General features: G+C 74.6%; 19 protein-coding genes and 1 pseudogene. 9 read left to right on the plus strand and 11 right to left on the minus strand.

Going from position 1 to position 20,844, the window contains the following annotated elements; all coding sequences use genetic code 11:
• Positions 1 to 207: 207 nt before the first annotated feature.
• From HS045_RS25975 to HS045_RS25995, 5 genes are all read right to left on the minus strand, one after another.
• Positions 208 to 402 carry a CsbD family protein gene (locus tag HS045_RS25975; protein WP_196454094.1) on the minus strand — a complete coding sequence of 65 codons (195 nt, stop codon included), beginning with the start codon at positions 400 to 402 and terminating at the stop codon, positions 208 to 210.
• An 87-nt stretch (positions 403 to 489) separates the two neighbouring features.
• Positions 490 to 1,146 carry a hypothetical protein gene (locus tag HS045_RS25980; RefSeq protein ID WP_196454095.1) on the minus strand — a complete coding sequence of 219 codons (657 nt, stop codon included), beginning with the start codon at positions 1,144 to 1,146 and terminating at the stop codon, positions 490 to 492.
• Positions 1,133 to 2,656 (minus strand): substrate-binding domain-containing protein, encoded by a 1,524-nt coding sequence (locus tag HS045_RS25985; RefSeq protein WP_307827722.1) that lies wholly within the window; start codon positions 2,654 to 2,656, stop codon positions 1,133 to 1,135. Before HS045_RS25985 ends, HS045_RS25980 begins: the two co-directional genes overlap by 14 nt.
• Before the next feature lie 137 nt (positions 2,657 to 2,793).
• Positions 2,794 to 4,125 (minus strand): toxic anion resistance protein, encoded by a 1,332-nt coding sequence (locus HS045_RS25990; protein WP_307827723.1) that lies wholly within the window; start codon positions 4,123 to 4,125, stop codon positions 2,794 to 2,796.
• Positions 4,126 to 4,127: 2 nt separating this feature from the next.
• Positions 4,128 to 5,234: a hypothetical protein gene (locus HS045_RS25995; protein ID WP_196454097.1), complete on the minus strand. Its 1,107-nt coding sequence runs from the start codon at positions 5,232 to 5,234 to the stop codon at positions 4,128 to 4,130.
• A gap of 134 nt (positions 5,235 to 5,368) precedes the next feature.
• On the opposite strand from HS045_RS25995, the gene HS045_RS26000 reads away from it, so the two are divergent.
• From HS045_RS26000 to HS045_RS26010, 3 genes are all read left to right on the plus strand, one after another.
• The gene (locus HS045_RS26000; protein ID WP_196454098.1) at positions 5,369 to 6,892 is read left to right on the plus strand and encodes a phosphatase PAP2 family protein; all 1,524 of its coding nucleotides are present in this window, start codon (positions 5,369 to 5,371) and stop codon (positions 6,890 to 6,892) included.
• A gap of 400 nt (positions 6,893 to 7,292) precedes the next feature.
• Positions 7,293 to 8,945 carry an ABC-F family ATP-binding cassette domain-containing protein gene (locus tag HS045_RS26005; RefSeq protein WP_196454099.1) on the plus strand — a complete coding sequence of 551 codons (1,653 nt, stop codon included), beginning with the start codon at positions 7,293 to 7,295 and terminating at the stop codon, positions 8,943 to 8,945.
• A 33-nt stretch (positions 8,946 to 8,978) separates the two neighbouring features.
• Positions 8,979 to 9,995: a hypothetical protein gene (locus tag HS045_RS26010; RefSeq protein WP_196454100.1), complete on the plus strand. Its 1,017-nt coding sequence runs from the start codon at positions 8,979 to 8,981 to the stop codon at positions 9,993 to 9,995.
• A 193-nt stretch (positions 9,996 to 10,188) separates the two neighbouring features.
• Here the strand turns inward: HS045_RS26010 and HS045_RS36445 are convergent, their stop codons facing one another.
• The 3 genes and pseudogenes from HS045_RS36445 to HS045_RS26020 form a co-directional block, all read right to left on the minus strand.
• Entirely contained in the window at positions 10,189 to 10,347 is a 159-nt protein-coding gene (locus tag HS045_RS36445; RefSeq protein WP_374191421.1) for a hypothetical protein, read from the minus strand.
• A gap of 15 nt (positions 10,348 to 10,362) precedes the next feature.
• Positions 10,363 to 10,470, minus strand: a pseudogene (locus HS045_RS36450) (zf-TFIIB domain-containing protein); the annotation flags it as partial.
• 45 nt (positions 10,471 to 10,515) lie between these two features.
• A complete protein-coding gene (locus tag HS045_RS26020; protein ID WP_307827724.1) occupies positions 10,516 to 11,487 on the minus strand; it encodes a phosphotransferase in 972 nt (323 codons plus the stop codon).
• Between the two features lie 275 nt (positions 11,488 to 11,762).
• Between HS045_RS26020 and HS045_RS26025 the strand changes: the two genes are divergently transcribed.
• From HS045_RS26025 to HS045_RS26035, 3 genes are all read left to right on the plus strand, one after another.
• Positions 11,763 to 12,506: an HAD-IIA family hydrolase gene (locus tag HS045_RS26025; RefSeq protein WP_230884927.1), complete on the plus strand. Its 744-nt coding sequence runs from the start codon at positions 11,763 to 11,765 to the stop codon at positions 12,504 to 12,506.
• A gap of 107 nt (positions 12,507 to 12,613) precedes the next feature.
• A complete protein-coding gene (locus tag HS045_RS26030; protein WP_196454103.1) occupies positions 12,614 to 14,359 on the plus strand; it encodes a SpoIIE family protein phosphatase in 1,746 nt (581 codons plus the stop codon).
• A gap of 85 nt (positions 14,360 to 14,444) precedes the next feature.
• Positions 14,445 to 15,737 carry a GAF domain-containing sensor histidine kinase gene (locus HS045_RS26035; RefSeq protein ID WP_196454104.1) on the plus strand — a complete coding sequence of 431 codons (1,293 nt, stop codon included), beginning with the start codon at positions 14,445 to 14,447 and terminating at the stop codon, positions 15,735 to 15,737.
• A 123-nt stretch (positions 15,738 to 15,860) separates the two neighbouring features.
• Here HS045_RS26035 and HS045_RS26040 read toward each other — a convergent pair whose 3' ends face one another.
• The 3 genes from HS045_RS26040 to HS045_RS26050 all read right to left on the minus strand — a co-directional run bounded on the left by HS045_RS26040 (position 15,861) and on the right by HS045_RS26050 (position 17,597).
• Complete coding sequence (locus HS045_RS26040; protein WP_196454105.1) at positions 15,861 to 16,307, minus strand: NUDIX domain-containing protein; 447 nt, start codon at positions 16,305 to 16,307, stop codon at positions 15,861 to 15,863.
• 195 nt (positions 16,308 to 16,502) lie between these two features.
• Entirely contained in the window at positions 16,503 to 16,922 is a 420-nt protein-coding gene (gene arfB / locus HS045_RS26045; protein ID WP_196454106.1) for an alternative ribosome rescue aminoacyl-tRNA hydrolase ArfB, read from the minus strand.
• A gap of 33 nt (positions 16,923 to 16,955) precedes the next feature.
• Complete coding sequence (locus tag HS045_RS26050; RefSeq protein ID WP_196454107.1) at positions 16,956 to 17,597, minus strand: TetR/AcrR family transcriptional regulator C-terminal domain-containing protein; 642 nt, start codon at positions 17,595 to 17,597, stop codon at positions 16,956 to 16,958.
• 67 nt (positions 17,598 to 17,664) lie between these two features.
• Here HS045_RS26050 and HS045_RS26055 point away from each other — a divergent pair, with 67 nt between their 5' ends.
• The 3 genes from HS045_RS26055 (at position 17,665) to HS045_RS26065 (ending at position 20,837) form a co-directional block, all read left to right on the plus strand.
• A complete protein-coding gene (locus HS045_RS26055) occupies positions 17,665 to 18,303 on the plus strand; it encodes a hypothetical protein (protein WP_196454108.1) in 639 nt (212 codons plus the stop codon).
• A gap of 13 nt (positions 18,304 to 18,316) precedes the next feature.
• Complete coding sequence (locus HS045_RS26060; protein ID WP_196454109.1) at positions 18,317 to 19,153, plus strand: hypothetical protein; 837 nt, start codon at positions 18,317 to 18,319, stop codon at positions 19,151 to 19,153.
• A gap of 106 nt (positions 19,154 to 19,259) precedes the next feature.
• Positions 19,260 to 20,837, plus strand: coding sequence for an alkaline phosphatase (locus HS045_RS26065; RefSeq protein ID WP_196454110.1), 1,578 nt, complete (start codon positions 19,260 to 19,262; stop codon positions 20,835 to 20,837).
• Positions 20,838 to 20,844 lie beyond the last annotated feature (7 nt).

Genomic DNA, 20,844 nt, shown 5'->3' on the forward strand with positions numbered 1-20,844 from the left:
TTCGCGGGCCGAAACCGGGGCCGCGTCCCGCCCTGCCCGGAGACCGTCCGTCTCCGGGCGCACAGGTGCGCGCAGGCGAATGGGCAAAGGTGTGCGTACATGAGCGGACGGGGAGAAAAGGTCATCTCCGCAGGGACGCCGGGCGGCGCGGGCACGGAAACGGCGGGGGACGGCCGATCCCGTCCCCCGCCGCGTCGCCGTGGCGCGTCAGCTCGTGAAGGCGTCCTTGATCTTCTTGCCGGCGTCCTTCACCTTCTCGCCCGCCTGCTTGAGGCTGCCCTCGGCCTGGTCGGCCCGGCCCTCGGCGCGCAGTTCCTCGTCACCGGTGGCGTATCCCACGTTCTCCTTGGCCCGGCCCTTGAGCTCCTCGGCCTTGTTGGAGATCTTGTCCTCGGTGCCCATGATCGTCCCTCCGTAGGTGCGTTCTCCGACGAGGACAGCCCCTATCCCCGGAGCGGGTCGGCAAACGCCGCGGGGGCGGATCCGGCGCTAGAGGTCCAGTTCGGAGCGGCCGAACCGGTCGCGCAGGAAGCGGCCCTGATCGCGCAGCGCCTGCTCGTCGCCCCGGTGCACGGCGCGGGCGATCTCCCGGAGCCCGTCGTCCAGCAGGTCGAGCTGGGCCAGGAGCTCCTCGTGGGCGCTGGGCCCGCGGCCGTCCCGGCGCTCCAGCGCGTAGGCGCGCGGCAGGTTGGCGTAGGCCTCCAGGCTCGCCGGGAGGTAGTCGCGGATCGTCCGGGAGACGACGTGCAGGTGGTCGGGGGAGGCGGCCAGCGCCTCCGCCCGCTCCAGCATGCCCGCCAGCAGCCCGGCCAGCTCCTCCACCCGGGCGGTCACGTCGGCGGGGAACCGCTCCGACCCGGTCGCCCGCCTGCGCAGCGCGTCCAGGTCGGCGCGGAGCGCACCGGTCTCGGCCTCGGCGGGGGAGGGGGCCGTCCGGGCCCGCTCGGGCGGAGCCAGCAGCGCGCCCACACCGTACAGGCCGGCCACCACCAGCGGCCAGAGCGTGCCCGCGAGTCCGAGGAAGTGCGCCGCCAGGCCGGTCAGCGCGAGGACGCAGCCGGCGATGTTGCGGGTGGAGCCGAGATAGCGTGCCACCCCGCCGGAGCCCGCCCGGCCCCTCCCGCGGCGCCGGTCACTGGTAGCCACGGATCTCCTTGAAGGCCTCGGCCAGGGAGCCGTCGCGGGCGTCGAAGACGGCGCCCCCGGTCAGCGTCGCGACGCGCGTCATCTCCTCCGCGTCGCTCTCGCCGAACAGCACCACGAAGGTCCGCGCCCGCCGTCCCTGCGGGATCATCCGGTACAGCGACGCGAAGTCCTCGAAGGAGGCGCCGTCGGTGTTGCGCCCGTCGGTCATCAGCACGATCGAGGTGAAGTGGCCGGGATCGGTCCTGAGACTCTCCGGGTAGGCGGCCCGCAACCCGTCGTAGATCGCGGTGCCGCCGCTCGCCTGGAGCCCCTCGGCGTACCGCCGGATGTCCGCGAGCACCTGCTGCGGGGCGTTCTCGGGCAGGGTGAAGGAGCGCGTCTCGCCCACGCTCCCGCTGAACGGGATCATGGTCACGGTCTCGCGGCTGCGGAACCGGGAGAACGTCCCGGAGGCCGAGCGGTCGGCGCCGGTCAGCGTGACCAGGGCCTTGCGCAGCGCGTCGATCCGCTCGCCCCGCATCGAGCCGGAGGTGTCCAGCACGAACAACGCGTGCGCCGGGGCCCGCAGTTCGTCGAGGTAGGCGGTGATCAGCCCGTCGGCGGTGCCCCGGCGGTTGGGGAACGGCAGCTCCAGCAGGGGCTCCGTGCCGAACTCCGGGCCGGGCCGCACCCCGGGCACGGCGGGCCGCCGGTGGGTGTCGGTCATGATCTTCCGCTGCGTGTCCGGGGTGCGCAGCCAGGCGGCCAGCCTGCCGTACAGCTCCTTCTTCTCCGCCGGGGCGGAGGCCAGCAGGGTCAGCGGGTAGTCCGCGGTCACCACGCCGTCGGACGGGCGGACGAGGGTCAGGCCCTCCATGCCCAGCAGCACCGACTCGTAGTTGACGATGCCGTCCACCCCGCCGTCGCGCGCGTAGGCCTCGGCCAGCCAGCCGGAGGAGCCGGAGGTGAGCTTCTGGGCGGCGAAGAACTCCTTGAGCCGCGGCGTCACCACGGCGACCTGCTCGGCGGTCAGCGCCCCGTCCGCGCCCGACAGCCCGGCGGCCACGCCGACCAGCGCGGAGAAGCCCGAATTGGACGAGGCCGGGTTGGTCATGCCGAAGGTGAAGCGCCCGTCGCGGGCGGCGGTGGCGATCTCCTCCCAGGTGGCGCGGCCGTCCGCCCAGCCCAGCTCGGCGGCCTTGGCGGTGCGCAGGCCGAGCAGCACCGGGGAGACCATGGTCGGCGTCTCGGTGGACAGCCGGGCCCGCGCGCCGTCGATCAGCGACAGGTAGCGGTTGGAGGAGAACCACACGGCGTCGTACCGGCCGTCGGCGCCGCCGGAGGCCACCTGCTCGGCCCCGTCCAGAGTGCCGGCGTAGGTGAGCCGCACCTTCACGCCGGACTGCCCCAGCAGCGGCTCCAGGTCCGCCACCTCGCTGCCGGCCAGGACCCGAAGCACGTCCGGCCCGTCCTGCGGTCCGTCTCCCGGTGCGCCGCCGGCCCCGCACGCCGCCAGGACGAGCGCCGACACCGCCGCCACCGCTGCGGCGGTCAGCCGCCGCAGCGTCCCTGGAGCCGCCGGAGCCCCCCGAGTTCCTGATGTCCCTCGTGCCCCTCGGGTCTCCTGTGCTCCCCGCGCGGTACGGCGGGCGCCGCCGGGCGGTGCGCTCATCGGCCCGCCTCCGGCCCCTCGACGGCCCGCGAGGCCGCCCGCTCGACGTAGGTCCTGGCGTGCTCCACCTCGACGGTCAGGCTCTCCACGGTGACGGCCATGTTCTGCACGGCCTGCGCGCGGAAGGAGTCGATCATGTCCATGGTGGCGTAGACGTCGTCGAACGCCCGGCGCAGCGTGTCCATGTCCACCGTGGTGGCGGCGGCCTGGTTCTGGATCGCGCCGGCCTGGGTGCGGAGCATCTCGCCGGTGGCCAGGATCAGGTCGCCGGTCATGGTGGTGAGCGCGGTGATCTGGTCCAGCACCAGCTTCTGGTTCGCCAGCGCCCGGGCCACGATCACCGCGGTGCGCAGCGCGGCGACCGTCGTGGTGGTCGCCCGGTCCACGCCCTTGATCAGCTCCCGGTTGTTCTTGCGGACCAGGTCCAGGGCCAGGTAGCCCTGCACGGAGACGGCCAGCTGGGTGAGGAGGTCCTGGTGCTTCTGCCGTACCGGGAACAACGCGTCCGAGCGGAGCGCGGTCGCCCGCCCCGGGTCGGTGGCCTCCAGGTGCAGCAGGTGCTCCTCCAGGGCGGTGTCGAGCGCGGCGGCCAGTACCGCGTACTCCTGCAGCCGGGTCATCGCCTCCCACAGGTTCGCCTTCTCGCCCTCGATCGCGGCGTTGTCCTTGAGCAGCTCGTCCTGTCCGGACTTCAGCGCCCGGACGATGTCGTCGAGGTGCTTCTGCGCGGAGGCGTACCTGGCGAAGTAGTCGCGGAGCCGGTCGCCGAACGGGATCAGCCCCAGCAGCCTGCGCGGCCCGCTCGCCGCCTGTTTCGGGTCGAGGTCCACCACGGTACGGCGCAGCTCCACCAGCCGCCCCGCCACCCGCGCCTGGGCGTCGGCGCCCTCGCCCCTGGCCGCGGACAGGGCCGCCACCGGCCGGTGGAGCATGCGGCCGGCCACCTGCGAGGCGGAGCGGATCTCGCCGTCGCCCATCGAGGCGATGTCGTCCACCCGGCGGGTGAAGTCCGGCACCCGGGGGTCCATCGCGGCCAGTTCCGCCGCGAAGTCCCGGGCCTTGGCGGTCAGCTCGGCCCGGCGCTCCTCGGGCAGCGGCAGCATGGTCGCGGCCTGCTGCGCCGGGACGGCCGCCACCGGGGCCGGCGGGGTGAGCGTCAGGCCGCCCGCCGCCGGGACGGGCGGGGCGGACGGGGCGGACGGTGCGGGCGGGATGAACGGGGCGGGCGTCAGGCCGCTCCCGGCTGCGCTCGCAGGGTTCCCGGCGGTCCCCGGGTTCCCGGCGGTCCCCGTGCTCTCTGCCGCGCTCTCTGTCGTGCTCTCTGCCACGGTCAGGACCCTCCCTCGGTCCGCGGTGCGGCGCCGCCGGCGTAGAGCCGCTCGATGCCGGCGATGAGCCGGTCCAGGTGCTCGTAGGCGGGTGGTTCGACCACGTCCACCAGGTTCCGCGCGACCGGCGCCCGGTGGGCGGCGACCAGGTCGGTGAAGGACTTCGGGTCGGCGGTGCGGAAGCCGTGCCGTACGGCGAGGGCACGCAGCTCGGGGTCCTCGGTGAGCAGCCGGCCGACCCGCTCCCCGTGCTCGCCGAGCGGCACCAGCGTGTGCTTGCTGAGCACGGTCGGCGCCGGGTACAGCAGCCGCATGTCGGAGGTGATCGACCCGTCGCCGGAGAACAGCCGGGACAGGTACTGCGCCTCGTAGATCACGACCATCGGCGTCTTGCCGGACCCCATGACGAGGTAGTCCTGGAACGGCGCCTCGCTGGAGGCCTGCGAGTAGCCCTGGTCGAGGAAGACCGGCGCCAGCTTCTCCGCCAGGCGGGGCACCTGCGCGGCGGAGTCGACCACGTCGTCGCCGTTGGCGACGTAGCTGGTCATCGCCAGGTACATGGCGGCGGAGTTGGAGGTCCGCACGTCGGTGGTGGTCAGCAGCACCCGCTTGCGCGCGGGGTAGGCGGTGTTGCCGGGCAGCCGGTCCCAGCGGGCCCCCTCGGCGACCAGGTCGAGGTAGGCGGCGATGTCGAGGAGCTGGTGGCCCTGACCGGAGTCGCGGACCAGCCCGGCGCCGGCCAGGACGCGGACGATCGGCTCGAAGGTGGCCACCGCCATGGGCGAGTGGAAGGGGGAGTAGACCCGGGCGACCTTCCGGTCCTTCCTGATCTTCTCCGCCGCGGGGAGGCTGGAGGGGAAGGCGAAGGCGTAGCCGTCCAGGTCGGACCCCACGGCGATCTGCCGGGATCCGGCGGTCTCCACCTCCACCCGCAGCCCGTGCTTCTCGAACGCCGCGCGCACCCGGGGGTCGTTGAAGAACGGCTCCTTCTCCGAGCCGATCACCCCCCGGACCACGACGGGTTCGCCGCCGCCGTTGCCGAGGTAGAGGGCCACCGCGACCACGGCGGCGAGCAGCAGCGCCAGGGCGATGCCGAGCAACCGCTTCATCGCACCCCATTTCCTGGAAAACACCTTTGATGGGGATTATCTGCGGCGAGTAAAAGGGGTGCGCATGGGATATGGAGGTGATCGGCAGAATTACATACCTGTTCATTTGCCCGTCATTCGAGAGGGTGGGGACGATGCGGTTGCGGGAGCGGCTCGGCAGGATGGACCGGCGGTTGTTCGCCGCCGTGGCGGGCGCCCGGCTCGCCGGCCTCGACCGCGTGGTGCCCGCCCTGTCCCGTGCGGCGGACAACTCCCTGCTCTGGGCCGGGATCGCCGGAGCGCTGGCGGTCAGCGGCCGACGGCCGCTGCGCCGGGCCGCGACCCGGGGTCTGCTCGCGGTCAGCCTGGCCAGCCCGCTGGTCAACCTGGTGGGCAAGCAGGCCTTCCGCCGGAACCGGCCGTCCCCGGACGGGCTCCCCTTCGCCCGGCTGGTCAGGATGCCCCTGTCGGCGTCCTTCCCCTCCGGGCACTCGGCCTCGGCCGCCGCGTTCGCCGCCGCGGTGGCCATGGAGGCGCCCCGGGCCGTCGCCGTCCCGGTCGGGCTGCTGGCGGCCGGGGTCTGCTTCTCCCGGGTGTACACCGGTGTGCACTACCCGGGGGACGTGCTGGCCGGGGCGGCGGTCGGGGTGGCGGCGGGAGCGCTCACCCTGCGGCTGTGGCCGGAGGCGGCCGAGGCGGGGCGGGCCCGCGCCGCCGTCACCGCGCCCCCCGTCCGGCTCGACCCGGAGGGGGAGGGGCTGGTCGCCGTGGTGGACGAGGGCGCGGAGCAGGTCGCGGAGCGGGACGCCGGGGGCGGGGCGGGGCGGGGAGCCGGGAAGGGCGCGTTCACCGCGGCGGAGGCCGGGACCAGGACGGCCGACGCGCTGCGCGCCGCGCTCCCGCGCGCCGAGGTCTGCGAACCGGGTCCCGGCGACGACATCGCGCAGGTGGTGGACGAGGCCGCCTCCCGGGCCAAGGTGCTCGCGGTGGCCGGGGACGACGGCGTGGTGGCCCGGGCCGCCGGGCAGGCGCTGCGGACCGGCGTCCCGCTGCTGGTGGTGCCCTCGGGGACGCCCGGCGACTTCGCCCGCGCGCTCGGGCTGCTGACCGTGGACGACGCCGTCGACGCCTACCGGTCCGGCGACCTGGTGACCGTCGACGTCGGGGAGGCCGCCGGACGGCCCTTCGTCGACGCGGCGAGCCTGGGGATCTACCCCGAGGTGCTGGCCCGCCGGGAGCGGCGGCAGGGCCGGATCGGCAAGTGGCCCGCCCTGCTGTGGGCGATGGCCGAAGTGCTCGGGCCGGGCGGCGCGCGCCCCGTCGACCTCGTCGTGGACGGGGTGCCGCGCCGGGTCTGGCTGGTCTTCGTGGGCAACTGCCGCCACCAGGTGCGCGGCGCCGCGCCCACGCGGCGTGAGCGGCTGGAGGACGGGCTGCTGGACGTGCGGATCCTGACCGCCGCGGCCCGTCTGCCCCGGGCGCGGGCCTTCCTCAGCGTCCTGACCGGCAGGTTCCGGCTGTCCCGCCACTACCAGCAGTGGCAGGCCGACACGCTCCGGGTGTCCTCCCCGTCGGGTGAGGTACGGCTCGCGTGCGACGGGGAGGCGTTCACCGTCTCCGGTGAGGTGGAGTTCGCCAAGCGCCCCCGCTCGCTCCTGGTGTTCCGCCCCCTCGGCTGAGCAGGTCCATGCCGTCCGGGCGGGTCCGCGCCGTCCGGGTGGTTTCGCGCCGCGGTCCGGGCGGTCCCGTGGCCTGGACGGCTCCGTGGTGAGGCCACGGCGCGGGGAAAACGGCGCGGGGAAAGCGGTGAGGCCACGGCGCGGGAAAAAGAGTTGACGCCCCCGATGCCGCGACGTAGCGTCGTTGACGTCCTATCGCCGTCATCCGGGGAGTCCGGTGGAGTTCTGAGGTCCCGACACCGCGCTGCGAGAGCCGCCCTGCGGCCCGGCGCGCATCCGACCTCAGTCGAGCCTCCCCGTCCCCGACGGCGTTTCTCCGTGGGCTCTTCCCCGTCGAGGCGTGCGCGCACGCGGTGTCTCCCGTGTCCCCGACATCACGACGCATTCCCGGGAGCCGCCCATGTCATCCTCTGTCTCATCCTCCATCGTCTGCGACCGCCTCTCGTTCGCCTGGCCGGACGGCACGGTCGTGCTGGACGGCCTCGACGCGGCCTTCCCGACCGGCCGTACCGGCCTGATCGGCGTCAACGGCTCGGGCAAGTCCACCCTGCTCAAGCTCGTCGCGGGCGAGCTCACCCCGCTCTCCGGCTCGGTCGCGGTCGGCGGGGAGACCGGCTACCTGCCGCAGAACCTCACCCTGGCGGCGCGCCGTACCGTCTCCGACCTGCTCGGCATCACGGACCGGCGGAACGCGCTGCTGGCCGTCGAGCGCGGCGAGGTCGCCGAGCACGAGCTGGCGGAGTGCTTCGCGGTGATCGGCGACGACTGGGACGTCGAGGAGCGCGCCCGCGCCGAACTCGGCCGGCTCGGCCTCGGCCACGTCGGCCTCGACCGGACGGTCGCGACGCTGTCCGGCGGCGAGACCGTCATGGCCGGTCTGGCCGCGCTGCTGCTGCGCCGTCCCGCGGTGCTGCTGCTGGACGAGCCGACCAACAATCTCGACCTGGACGCCCGGCACCGGCTGTACGCGGCGGTGGAGGCGTGGACCGGCGTGCTGGTGGTGGTCAGCCACGACCGGGCCCTGCTGGAACGGGTGGACACCGTGGCCGACCTGTCCGGCGGTGCGATCCGGATGTACGGCGGGAACCTGACGGCCTACGAGGAGGCGCTCGCCGCCGAGCGGGAGACCGCCGAGCGGATGGTCCGCACGGCGGAGGCCGACGTGCGGCGGCAGAAGCGCGAATGGGAGGAGGCGCAGGTGAAGCTGGCCCGCCGGGTGCGCTACGGCGACACGATGTACGAGCGCAAGCGCGAACCGAAGATCGTCATGCAGGCCCGGAAGCGCGAGGCGCAGGTCGCGGCGGGCAAGCACCGCATCATGCACGCCGGCAAGCTGGCCGAGGCCCGCGAACGGCTCGGCGAGGCCGAGGCCGCGGTCCGCGACGACCCCGAGATCCGGATCGGGCTGCCCGAGACGGCCGTGCCCGCGGGCAAGACCGTGCTGACCGTGACCGGCCTGCGGACCGCGAGCGGGACGGCGGTGGAGGAGCTCGTCGTGCGGGGGCCGGAGCGCATCGCGCTGGTCGGCCCCAACGGGTCGGGCAAGACCACGCTCCTGCGCACGATCGTCGGGGAGCTGGAACCGGTGGAGGGGTCCGTCACGGTGGGCGTGCCCGGCGTGCGGTACCTGCCGCAGCGGCTCGACCTGCTCGACGACGGGCTCAGCGTGGTGGACAACGTCCGCCGGTTCGCGCCGTCGGCCACGGCCAACCAGGTCCGGGCCAGACTGGCCCGCTTCCTGTTCCGGGGCGATCGGGCCGACCGGGCCGCCGCGACGCTCTCGGGAGGAGAGCGGTTCCGCGCCGTGCTGGCGGCGCTGCTCTGCGCCGAGCCGCCGCCGCGGCTGCTGCTGCTGGACGAGCCGACCAACAACCTCGACCTGGCGAGCGTCCGGCAGCTCGTCCAGGCGCTGGGGGCCTACCGGGGCGCGCTGGTGGTGGCGGGCCACGACCGGCCGTTCCTGGAGTCCATCGGGATCACCCGCCGACTGACCCTGGACCGGGAGGGCATGCTGTCGGAGCAGCTGGTGTCCCCTGCCCGGAAGGAGGTTTGACGTAGATTAATCAATCGGGCAATAGTGGGGCAGATGAGTCCCCTGGCTGCCCCCCGCACGCGCTCCCGCGCCGCGCTCGCCGCGGCCGTCGGCGCGGCCACCGCGCTGGCCCTGACCGCTTGCACCTCCACCACCGGTGTCCGGCCCGTCGCGGGGCAGGCCACCGCGAGCGGAGTGGTCGGGTCACCCGGCGCCCCGGCCGGCACCTCGTCCGGCGGCACCGTCGCGAGCACCGCGCCGTCCCCGTCGACCCTGACCGCGGAGGCCTACCGGACCGAGCTGCAGCAGGCGCGCGGTCCGGTCCGGGACGCCCTCAGGAAGCTGGCCGACACCGACGGGCTGAAGAACCTCGACAAGCGGATCGGTCAGGCCTCCACGGCGGCGAACGAGGCGGCGTCCCGGCTTCAGGCGCTGGCGCCCCCGCCCGAGCTGGCCGTCCAGCACGCCACCTACCTCGACGCGCTGCGCGCGTTCGGCACGGCCCTCGACGGGGTGCGCCCGGACGTGCTGGCGCAGGAGAGGTGCACCGGTCCCGCGGTGCTGACGAAGCTGGACCGCGCCGGGGATCTGGCCGACATGAAGGAGGCCGCCGCGGCGCTGGCCGGCTACCCGGCCGACGTCGTCGCGGTGAAGGCAGGCAAGCAGAAGACCCGCCGCCTGTCCAACGGGAAGGTCATCCAGTCCGAGAGCCGTACCGGCCGGGGCTCGATGAAGGTGGACAACGGCGGCTCGCGCGATGCGGTCGTCGTGGTGATGCGCGGCAAGAAGAAGGCGTTCAGCTTCTACGTGCGCAAGAAGTCCAAGGCCACGGTCTCGGGTGTGCGCGACGGGAAGTACAAGGTCTTCTACACCACGGGCACCGACTGGGACTCCGGCGCCAAGGCGTTCACCCGCTCGTGCGGGTTCACCGAGTTCGGCAAGAGCGTGCGGTTCAGGACCACCCGCTCCGGCGGGTACATCCGCTGGAACAACTGGACGCTCACCCTGCACGCCGTCAAGGGCGGCACCGTCCGCTCCAAGCCGGTGGACCCGGACAAGTTCCCCAAATAGCCGGTCCGGTCCGGGCGACCGCTCCGGCCGGGCCCGGCCGGAGCGGTCGCCCGGACGGTTGGCGCGATCCGGCCGCGCGGACGGTTCGCGTGACCCGGCCGCGCGGACGCCCTCACGCGAAGACCGCGACCTCGACGAGGCCGCGGTCCCGGGTCATCCCCCCTGAGCCGATCGGGAGCCGATCGGGAACCGGTCAGGTGGAGAAGAGCATGCCCACCCAGCTGCGCTGGCGGTGGTGGCCGTAGTGACCGCCGTAGTGCGGGGCCGGGGCTCCCCAGCCCGGGGCGCCGTGGGCCGGCGGCGGAGGCGGCGGAGCGGGGGCGGCGTGCTGCTGGGACCACTGACTCTCCATGCGGGTCAGCGTCTCGAGCTCGCCGTAGTCCAGGAAGATCCCGCGACAACCGTCGCACTGGTCGATGTGGACACCATTGCGCTCGTACGTGCGCATGTTGCCGCGACACTTCGGACACTGCATGTGGTCGATCTCCTTGCCTTGGCATCGGGTCGTCGTAACACCAACCTACTGCGTGTCAGCACTATGGCAGGCGCTCCGGAACCGGACAATCCTCTGGCAGGAGTCGATCAGCACCTGCTCCACCTCGTCCAACTCCCGCCCCTCCCGCCCGGCCGCCGCCACCGCCGCGGCGGCGAGCTGCACGGTCAGCGCCTGCGCCGGGAGGTCCAGCCGCTCCCACGGGTCGCCGCCGGCTCCCACGGCGCACCCGCCCGCGGCGCGGTAGGCCGCCAGGAAGCGGTGCCACACCTGCGGCTCCAGCAGACCGGCGGCGAACCAGGCCGCGGGCCGGGCCAGGTCCCAGGCGGGGTCGCCGACCCCCAGGTCGTCGGCGTCGATGAGGATCCACTCGCCGCGGTGGCGGACCATCTGCCCCAGGTGCCAGTCGCCGTGCGCCAGGGAGCACGGCCCGGACGGACGATCCGGGGCGGATCGCCGTACGTCGGCGCCGGACGACCCGGACGACCCGGGCAGTCCGGGCAGGGAGTGGAAGGCGCGGCGCACGACGCGCGCGGCCGCGGAGTCCGCGGGGCCGGCGTCCAGGCGGGCGACGGTCTTCCCCACCCGCGCGGGTCCGCCCGCGGGCGGCAGCGGCGGCAGCGCCCCGGCCGGTACGGCGTGCAGCCCGGCCAGCAGCCGCGCCCCCGCCTCCCAGGGGGCCGCGTCCGGATCCTCGGGATCCACCGGTGTCCCGGCCGGCCAGACGGTGACCAGCCGGTCCCCGGCGGTCATGACCTCGCCCGTCACCGGTTCCAGCAGGATCCCGCGCAGCCGGGGACCGGCGACGGCCCGCATCCGCGCCGCCAGCGGCTCCCGCTCGGCGCCGGGGGCGTGCGCCTTGACCACCGCGGACCCGGCCCGCACGATCGTCACGTCCGGCCGGGTGGGCAGCACCACCGGGGGCGCGTCGCCGTACCGGACGCCGATCCGGCCCAACGCGTCGATCAGTTCGTCACTCGCCCGGGGAGTCTCGTCCACTCCGCCAGTCTCGCCCATCCGGGGAGGTCCGCCGGCCCGGCCACCGCTGCTGCGGCGGTCCCCGCGCCGTCCGGTGCCCGGACCCCGGCGGTGCCCGCCTCCGGTGCCGGGACCCGGCGGCGTCCGCCTCCCCCCGCGGGCGGGCACGGTACGGCGGCCGGGTCCGAACCTGTCATCCTGGTTGTCTCCAGATAAAACCGGATACATGACTGAAAAGCGGGGGATCTCGGATCATGGCGGACGTGCGCAAGCCGATCGAGTGCTGGCTGTCGGACATGGACGGGGTGCTCGTCCACGAGGGCCACCCGGTGCCGGGGGCCGACGAGTTCATCCGCCGCCTGCGCGAGACGGGCCGGCGGTTCATGGTGCTCACCAACAACTCCATCTACACCCCCCGCGACCTGGCCGTACGGCTGCGCGCGGCGGGCCTGGAGATCCCGGCCGAGTCCATCTGGACCTCGGCGCTGGCCACCGCGCAGTTCCTCGCCGACCAGCGGCCCGGCGGCTCCGCCTACGTGGTCGGCGAGGCCGGGCTGACCACCGCCCTGCACGAGATCGGCTACGTCCTGACCGACCTCGACCCGGACTACGTGGTCCTGGGTGAGACCCGCACCTACAGCTTCACCCAGATAACGCGGGCGATCCGGCTGATCGACGGCGGGGCCCGCTTCATCGCCACCAACCCCGACCCGGTCGGTCCCTCCACCGAGGGCTCCCTGCCCGCCTGCGGCGCGGTCGCAGCGATGATCACCAAGGCGACCGGCGTCGAACCGTACTTCGTGGGCAAGCCGAACCCGATGATGATGCGCAGCGCGCTGCGGGCCATCGACGGGCACAGCGAGACCACCGCGATGATCGGCGACCGGATGGACACCGACATCGTCTCCGGCATGGAGGCGGGACTCCACACCATCCTGGTGCTCACCGGGGTCATGGCCCGGGAGCAGATCGACCGCTACCCGTTCCGCCCGTCCCAGGTGGTGGAGTCGGTCGCCGACCTCATCGACGCCGTCGAGTGAGTTCCCCGCCGCCCCGAGGCCGTCCGGGGCGGGGACCCGGCGAGGCGGCGGGACCGGTCCGGCCGGGACCGGGGATTCCGGGCGGCTGGGCTGGGAAGACCACTGGGGTGACGATCGAGCAGGCCGGGAGAGGGATCGGGGACGACGCCGGGCCGCCCGGCGGAGCGCCGTCCGGCGGGGGGCTGCTGCAGGCGGTCTTCGCGGGTCTGGGCGAGGGCCTCTACCTCACCGACCGCGACGGGCGCATCAGCGCGGTCAACCCCCGGGCCGCCGAGCTGCTGGGCCGTCCGGCGGAGACGATGCTGGGGGCGGACGCCCACGACCTGCTGCACCGGGCCGCCGACGGCTCGGTGATCCCCCGCGCGGCGTGCGGGCTGTGGCCGGTGCTGGAGCGCGGCCTCGCCGACCGCGGGGGCTGCCCCCGCTTCCTGTGCGGCAACGGGCACCTGCTGCCGGTGTCGTGGTCGGTGTCGCCGGTCCGGCAGGACGGCCGGGTCCGCGCCGCGGCGGTGCTCTTCACCGACGCCGCCGACCGGCTGGAGTTCTCCCGACGACTGGCCGACCAGCTCGCGGCGCTGGAACGGCTCACCGAGCGGCTGGCGGTGGCCACCGAGGCGGGCGCGATGCTCGCCCGGACGCCGGAGGTGGACGAGGCGTTGCACCGGCTGGGACGGCTGGTCGTGCCGCGGCTGGCCGAATGGGCGGCGGTGGACCTGCACACCGGTTCCGAGGACGTCCGCCGGGTGGTGGTCGTCCCGCCCGGCGACTACTCCGGAGACCCCGTCTGGGAGGGGCCGCTGCCGCCGGTCACCGAGTCCTCCGGTGCGCCGCTGGCCCGCGTCCTGCGGAGCGGCGAGGCCCTGCTGCTCGGTCCCGACGACATCGCCGCGCCCGACGACGCGCCGCTGGCGGAGGCCCACCGCGAGCTGGTCGCCGCCTTCGGCGCCACGTCGGTGATCATCGTGCCGCTGCGCACCGCCCGGCGGATCCTGGGCGCCCTGACCGTGGCGCGCACCGACCCGGCCCGCCCCTTCGACGCCGCCGAGCTGGCGCTGGTCGAGGACCTCGGCCGCCGCGCGGGTCTGGCGGTGGACGGCGTCCGCCTGTCCGACCGGCAGCACGAGGTGGCCGAGACCATGCAGCGCCAGCTGCTGCGCACGCCGCCGCAGGCGGGCCGGCTGGGCCTGGCCGCCCGCTACCGCCCCGCGCCGGAGGGCTCGGCGGCCGGCGGCGACTGGTACGACGTGCTGACGCTCGCCGACGGCGCGACCGCGCTGGTCGTCGGCGACGTGGTCGGCCACGACCTGCAGGCCGCCGCGCGGATGGCCCAGCTGAGCAACATGCTGCGGTCCATCGCCTGGGACCGGGTGGAGCCGCCCAGCCTGATCGTGGACCGCCTGGAGAACGCGGTGCTCGCCGTCGGCGACCCGGCCCTGGCCACCCTGGTCCTGGCCCGGGTCGAAGGCCCCGAGGAGGGGCCCTGGCAGCTGCACTGGGCCAGCGCCGGGCACCCGCCGCCCCTGCTGGTCACCGAGGACGGCCACGCCCGCTATCTGGAGGCGGCGCAGAACGTGCTGGTCGGCGTGGAGTGGCACGACGTCGGGGACCGCCACGACGCGATCGAGCGGCTGCCGGCGCGCAGCACCGTGCTGCTGTACACCAACGGTCTCGTCCACGCGCCGGGGACCGGCATGGACGCCGGCCTGGACCGGCTGCGCCGCCGTGCCGCGGCCCTGGCCCGCCGCTCGGTGGAGGGCTTCTGCGACGAGGTGCTGGAGGGCGCTCCCTCCGGCGGCGTCGACGACATCGCCCTGCTCGCCCTGCGGGTGCCCGGACCCGGCGAGGACGCATGACCGCCGGCGGGACCGCCCGCACCGGGCGCCGGTCCGGCGCCACGGCTCCGGCCGGTCCCCGGGCCGCGGGCGGGAGGGGACCGTGATGACGGAGGCACGGGACCCCGCCGAGGGGACGGAGCGGCTCCAGGAGCAGGACAGGAAGCGGCTGGGCGACACCCGCATCGCGACGGACGAGCAGGGACCGGGCGGGAGGGAGGGCGCCTCCCCGCCGGGGTCCGCCGTCCTCATGGAGCCGGACTTCTCCGCCCTCGCCACCTCGGCCGCGCTGGCCTGCAAGGCCCCGATCGCACTGGTCAGCGTGATGGGAGCCGGTGACCGGCGGCTCACCGGCCGCGCCGGCGCCGGCGCGGAGGACCTGGACGAGCAGGCGCTTTCCTTCTTCCCCTGCACGGTCCAGGACCGCGAGCTGCTGGAGGTCCCCGACGCCTGCGGCGACGCGCGCTTCCACGACGACCCGGCGGTGACGGGGGAGCCGGGGGTGCGCTTCTACGCGGGTGTGCCGATGATCGGCCGGTCGGGGAACGTCCTGGGCGTGTTCTGCGTGATGGACCACCGGCCCCGCCACCTCTCCGACGACCAGCGCCGGATCCTGCGCAGCCTGGCGGCGAGCGCCACCGCGCTGCTGAAGACCTACCGCTACGCCCGCCAGTCCGACCACATCATCTACGGACTGCAGGAGGTGCAGGACCTCAAGGACCAGTTCCTGCGCACCGTCAACCACGAGCTGCGCACCCCGCTGACCTCGATCCGCGGGTACCTGCAGCTGGTCCGGGAAGGCGGGCTGGACGAGGCCACCGAGCACCGCTTCCTGCAGGTGATCGAGCGCAACAGCGAGCACATCCTGAAAATGATCGACGAGCTGCTGCTGATGTCCAGCCTCAACGCCCGCACCGCCGTCTTCACCCCCGAACGGGTCGACCTGGTCGCGGTCGTCCGCCGCGTGGTCGGCGACGCCGCCGCCGCGGCCGAGAGCAGGGGCCACACGCTGCGGCTGGAGGCCCCGCCCTCGATGACGGCCTGGGCCGACGCCCGGCGGCTCCAGCACGCGCTGGACCACCTGCTGGACAACGCGATCAAGTACACCCCGGACGGCGGCATGATCGAGGTCGCCGTGACCGCCGATCCCGCGCGCCGCATCCGGATCCGCGACACCGGGATCGGCATCGCGCCCGGCGAGGTGGAGCGGATCTTCGAGGACTTCTACCGGTCGCCGCAGGCCGAGGAGGTGACCGGCGGCACCGGGATGGGCCTGCCCCTCGTGGACAAGATCATTCAGCTGCACGGAGGCAGCGTCCGCATCGACAGCGAGCCGGGGAAGGGCACCTCCGTGCGCGTCACCCTGCCCGTCCCGCCCTCGGACCCCTCCCCGGACTGACCGGCGGCCGGGACCGGTTCTCCCCCGCCGGACCGGCGGCCGGTCCGGTCCCGCACGGGCGCGGGTCCCGGACCGGTCCGGGTCCCGCACGGGCGCGGCCGTCGGCGGGGGCCGGGCCGCGGGTCAGCCGGTGATCAAGTCGGGCAGCCGGGCGACGGCGCCGGCCAGATAGTCGCCCAGCTCCCGGGGGACGAGGTTGAGGGCGCTGATCTCGTCAGGGTCGAGGGGCACCCGCACCACCTCGTAGACGCCGCGGGCCGGGTCGGTGAACTCCGGGCCGCAGCGCAGGGCGGGGTCCATGGAGACCAGGCGGCAGCCGTACACGTGCTGGAGCTTGACGCCCTCCTCGCGCGGACAGCGCAGGGTGGTCAGCGGGGTGACGGCCGAGACGGTGGCGCCGAGCTCCTCCAGGAGCTCGCGGTGCAGGGTGTGCTCCAGGGAGGCGTCCTCGGGCTCGACGTGGCCGCCGGGGGCGGACCAGTACAGCTCCTTGCCGGGCACGGTGCGCCGGAACAGCACGAGCCGGTCGTCGTCGAGGAGGACGGCGCGGACACTGGGAACGGGCGGCATCCTCCGGATTCTCGCACCCGCCCCCGCGGAGGTCTTCCCCGGGGAGCCGAACGCCGGGACAGGGCCCGGTCAAAAGGCCCGCCCAGAAGGTCCGGTCAAGGAGCCAGGTGGGACCAGGTCGAGCGGGCCCGGTCGAGCGGGCCCCGCGGGAGGACGGCGCGGGCCGCGGACGGCCGCGGCGGGGCCGAGGGGGACTCAGATGTCGCGGCGGAGCCGCTTGAGGTCGGAACGGTGCTTCTTGGCGGCGATGCGGCGCTCGACGGCGCCCCTGCTCGGCTTGGTGGGGCGGCGCTTCTTCGGGGGCGGGGCGACGGCCTCGCGCAGGAGCTGCGCCAGGCGCATCTCGGCCGCCTCGCGGTTGCGCAGCTGGGAGCGGAACTCCGAGGCGGCGATGGTGACGACGCCGCCGGTCAGCCGGGAGGCGAGGCGCTCCAGCGCGCGCGTCTTGAGCAGCGGGGGTAGGGCCTCGGTGGCGGCCAGGTCGAAGCTGAGCACGACCCGGCTGTCGGTGGTGTTGACCCCCTGGCCGCCGGGGCCCGAGGAACGCGAGAAACGCCAGTGGAGCTCGGACTCGGGAACGGAGACCGAGCCGCTGATCTGAAGCGGGCCGGGCATGGCGGACGACTCCTTCGGGCCGGGGGTGCATGGTCAGCGTAGCGAGGGGACACACCCGTCGATCAACCGGTTTATGCCCCATTCGAACTGCTCCACCGAATTCCACGCCGCCGCGACGTCCGCCACCGCGGCGATGCGGGGCGGGCCTGCGGCCAGTGCGGCGCGCCGCGTCCGCACGGCCTCGGCCGGGCTGACCTCCGGTCCGGGGAGGTCGGCGGCGGCCATCGCGGCCGAACCGAGGACGTGGACCATCACCGCGTACGCGGCCCGGGCGCCGTCGGCGGCCGGCAGCCCCGCCTCGGTGAAGGCGGCCAGCAGGCCCTCGCCGACCAGGGCCGCGCTCGGGCCGGTCATGGGGCCGGAGAGGAAGAACGGCACGGCGCCGGGCCGGGCCAGCAGCTCCGCGCGCAGGCGCAGCGCGTATCCGGTGATCCGCTCCCGCCAGGGGGCCCCGCCGGTCAGGACGCCGGGCCCGGCCAGGTCCAGGAGGTGCTCGACCACGGCGCCCTCCAGCGCGGCCCGGTCGGGCACGTAGGTGTAGAGCGTGTTCGGCCGCACGCCGAGGTGGGCGGCGACGCCGCGGAGGGTGGGAACGGCCGCGGGGTCCTCCGCGAGCAGTTCCAGGACCGCGTTCACGATCTTGGGGACGTCGAGGCTGCGCTTGGGGCCTTTCATCTTTTCATTGTGCGGTGTATAAATTTTGTACAGTGTACATTGTGCAGTGTATAGAAAAGGAGTCGTCATGAAGAGAACCGCGATCCTGCTCGTCCTCGGCGCCGTGCTGGCCAACGCGGCCTTCACCGGCTTGGCGCTGGTCTTCGACTATCCGGAGGTGCTCTCCAGGCCCGCCCCCGAGGTGATGGCCGCCTTCCAGCGTGACCGGGCAGCCGTCAGCCTGCTGTTCCTGCTGCTGGCGGCGGGCGCCGGGATGATGGCGCCCGCCGCCGCCGGGCTGGCTCCGCTCGCCGGGAGGCTCTCGTCCGGAGTCGGGGCGGCGGCCGCCGCCGTGCAGGTCGCGGGACTGCTGCGCTGGCCGCTGCTCGTGCCCTTCGTGGAGGACCCGGAGACCTTCGAGCTGCTCGGGACCGTGCTCGGCACGGTGGTCGGCGAGACCGCGGGCTACCTGCTGACCGCCGTCTGGACGGTGCTGGTGGTGAGATCCCTGCGCGGTCGCCTGCTCAGGGCGTGGGGTCTGGCCGCGGCGGTCCTGGTGGCCTCCGGTCTCCTCGTCCCGTTCGGTGTGCCCGGGGCGGACCAGGCGAACTTCGCCGGATACGTGCTCTGGAGCCTCTGGCTGGTCGGGCTCGCGGCGGCCTTGTGGCGCGGGACTCCTTCCGCCACAGTGATGCCCGGGGCGCAAGCCGTACATGTCGGGAGATGAGGGGCGAGGGCGCGTGGGTGCGATCGTGGGCGTGCACGGGATCGGGAAGTACCGGTACTACCGCGAGGCGGGGAACTCGGTCGCCGGGGCGCAGGCCGCGATGCGCGCCAAGTGGGACCGCTACCTGCACCGGGGGCTCGCCGCCGGGACGCCGCACGCGGGGGAGCGCTACGTCACCGAGATCGCCTACTACGCCCACCTGCTCGGGGAGCACAAGCGGGACGGCGACCCCCGCGCGGTGCGGGGCATGGCGGTGGGAGAGCAGGAGGTCCTGGTCGCCTGGGCGCGCCAGCTCGACGCGGTGGGGGAGGGGCTGACCGGCGCGCTGCACCGGGTGGCGGGCTGGGTGCTGGAGCGCATGCCGGACCGGGCCGCGCAGTTCGCCGCGCTCTTCGCCCCCGAGGTGGCGGCCTACCTCGCGGCCGGGGGCGAGGCGCGGGCCGGCGCGCGGGCGGCGGTGGCCGAGGTGATCCGGCGCAACCGCCCCCGGGTGGTCATCGCCCACTCCCTCGGCAGCGTGGTCGCCTACGAGACGCTCTGGGCCCACCCGGACCTGGAGGTCGAGCTGCTGGTCACCCTCGGCAGCCCGCTCGGCATGCGCGAGGTGATCTTCGAGCGCCTGCTGCCGGCCCCGGTGAACGGCCGGGGCGAGCGGCCCCGCCAGGTGCGGCGGTGGGTCAACATCGCCGACCGGCACGACGTCGCCGCCATCCCGCCCGCCCTGCGCTCCTGCTTCACCGGGGTCGACCGGGAGGTCCTGGTCGACCTCGACCGGTTCGACTTCCACACCGTGGAGAAGTACCTCGGCTGCGGGGAACTGGGCGACCAGCTGAGGCCGTACCTGTCCTGACCTGACCTGTTCTGGCGAGGAGGCGCGCCTGCCGTCCCGCGGCTGTTCACCCCGCCTTGACGTGCAGGTCACAGCGGGGCCAGGCGGGGCGGGTGCACTGGGGGGCGTGGAGCAGAAGCCGTCACGCAGAGCGTTCCTGTCCGCCGCCGCCGGTGCCGGCGGCCTGTTGCTCACCGGCGCCGGGCCCGCCTCGGCGGCGGCCTCGCCGGCGCGGTCCCGGGCCCTGGTCCGGGACCCGTTCACCCTGGGGGTCGCCTCCGGGGACCCGTCGCAGGACGGATTCGTGCTCTGGACCCGGCTGGCGGCCGATCCGCTGAGCGGGGACGGCCACGGAGGGATGCCGGGCCGGGACGTGGACGTGCGCTGGCAGGTGGCCGCCGACGAGCGGTTCACCGAGGTCGTGCGCTCGGGCGCCGAGACCGCGCGCTGGAACCGGGCGCACAGCGTCCACGTCGAGCTGGACGGGCTGGAGCCCGGCCGGGAGTACTTCTACCGCTTCCGCGCCGGCGGCCACCTGTCCCCGGCCGGCCGCACCCGCACCGCCCCCGCCGCGTCGGCGGCCCCGGCGGCCGGGCTCACCTTCGCCGTCGCCGCCTGCGCGCACTACGAGCACGGCTACTACACGGCCTACCGCAGGCTCGCCGAGTCCGAGCCCGATCTCGTGGTCCACCTGGGCGACTACATGTACGAGTACGGGCCGCAGGGCTACACCGCGCTCGGCGGCGCCGTCCGGGAGCACACGCCGGGCAAGTGCGAGACGCTGGCCGACTACCGGATGCGGCACGCGCAGTACAAGAGCGACCGCGACCTGCAGGCCGCGCACGCGACCGCGCCGTGGCTGGTCGCCTTCGACGACCACGAGATCGAGAACAACTGGGCGGCCGGGGTCTCCAGCACCGGCGCCCCGGCGTTCGCCCGGCGCCGGGCCGCCGCCTTCGCGGCCTACTACGAGAACATGCCGCTGCGCCGCTCCAGCGTCCCCGGCGGGACGTCGATGCGGGTGCACCGGCGGGTGGACTGGGGGCCGCTGGCCCGCTTCCACCTGCTCGACACCCGGCAGTTCCGCGACGACCAGGCGTGCGAGGACGGCGTCCGGGCCGGCTGCGACGACCGGCTCTCCCCCGAGCGCACCCTGCTCGGCGCCGACCAGCGGAACTGGCTGCTCGGCGGGCTCGCCGCCTCGACCGCCCGCTGGAACCTGATCGGCCAGCAGATCCTGATGGCCCAGCGCGACCACCGGACCGGCCCCGGCAGCGAGGTCAACCTGGACTCCTGGGACGGCTACGCCGCCGAGCGCACCCGCCTGCTGACCGGGCTGCGCGACTCCGGCGCGGCCAACCCGGTCGTGCTGACCGGCGACGCGCACATGCACCACGCCGCCGACCTCACCCTCGACTTCGACGACCCGGACGCGGAGAGGGTGGCGGTGGAGCTGGTCACCTCCTCGGTCTCCAGCGACGGCGACGGCTACCGGGACGAGAGCCGGGTCGCCGAGATCGTGGCGGAGAACCCGCACATCTCCTACCTGGACCAGCGGCGCGGCTACATCCTCTGCCGGCTGACCGAGGAGGAACTGCGGGCGGACTTCCGCGTCCTGGAGTACATCAGCCGCCGCGGGGCCCCCGCGAGGACCGGCGCCCGCCTCACCGTCCCGGCGGGGGAGCGGACGCTCGACGCCCGCTGATCCGGAC

Source organism: Planomonospora sp. ID82291 (genome assembly GCF_015711645.1).
Lineage (GTDB): Bacteria > Actinomycetota > Actinomycetes > Streptosporangiales > Streptosporangiaceae > Planomonospora.

What these genes read in the sequence shown, in the direction of transcription:
- HS045_RS26005 (WP_196454099.1), top strand. Translation starts at nt 7,293, where the DNA reads ATGTCATCCTCTGTCTCATCCTCCATCGTCTGCGACCGCCTCTCGTTC.
- HS045_RS26055 (WP_196454108.1), top strand. Translation starts at nt 17,665, where the DNA reads ATGAAGAGAACCGCGATCCTGCTCGTCCTCGGCGCCGTGCTGGCCAAC.
- arfB (WP_196454106.1), bottom strand. Translation starts at nt 16,922, where the DNA reads ATGCCCGGCCCGCTTCAGATCAGCGGCTCGGTCTCCGTTCCCGAGTCC.
- HS045_RS36445 (WP_374191421.1), bottom strand. Translation starts at nt 10,347, where the DNA reads ATGGAGAGTCAGTGGTCCCAGCAGCACGCCGCCCCCGCTCCGCCGCCT.
- HS045_RS26010 (WP_196454100.1), top strand. Translation starts at nt 8,979, where the DNA reads ATGAGTCCCCTGGCTGCCCCCCGCACGCGCTCCCGCGCCGCGCTCGCC.
- HS045_RS26050 (WP_196454107.1), bottom strand. Translation starts at nt 17,597, where the DNA reads ATGAAAGGCCCCAAGCGCAGCCTCGACGTCCCCAAGATCGTGAACGCG.
- HS045_RS26035 (WP_196454104.1), top strand. Translation starts at nt 14,445, where the DNA reads ATGACGGAGGCACGGGACCCCGCCGAGGGGACGGAGCGGCTCCAGGAG.
- HS045_RS26040 (WP_196454105.1), bottom strand. Translation starts at nt 16,307, where the DNA reads ATGCCGCCCGTTCCCAGTGTCCGCGCCGTCCTCCTCGACGACGACCGG.
- HS045_RS26025 (WP_230884927.1), top strand. Translation starts at nt 11,763, where the DNA reads ATGGACGGGGTGCTCGTCCACGAGGGCCACCCGGTGCCGGGGGCCGAC.
- HS045_RS25975 (WP_196454094.1), bottom strand. Translation starts at nt 402, where the DNA reads ATGGGCACCGAGGACAAGATCTCCAACAAGGCCGAGGAGCTCAAGGGC.
- HS045_RS26000 (WP_196454098.1), top strand. Translation starts at nt 5,369, where the DNA reads ATGCGGTTGCGGGAGCGGCTCGGCAGGATGGACCGGCGGTTGTTCGCC.
- HS045_RS25995 (WP_196454097.1), bottom strand. Translation starts at nt 5,234, where the DNA reads ATGAAGCGGTTGCTCGGCATCGCCCTGGCGCTGCTGCTCGCCGCCGTG.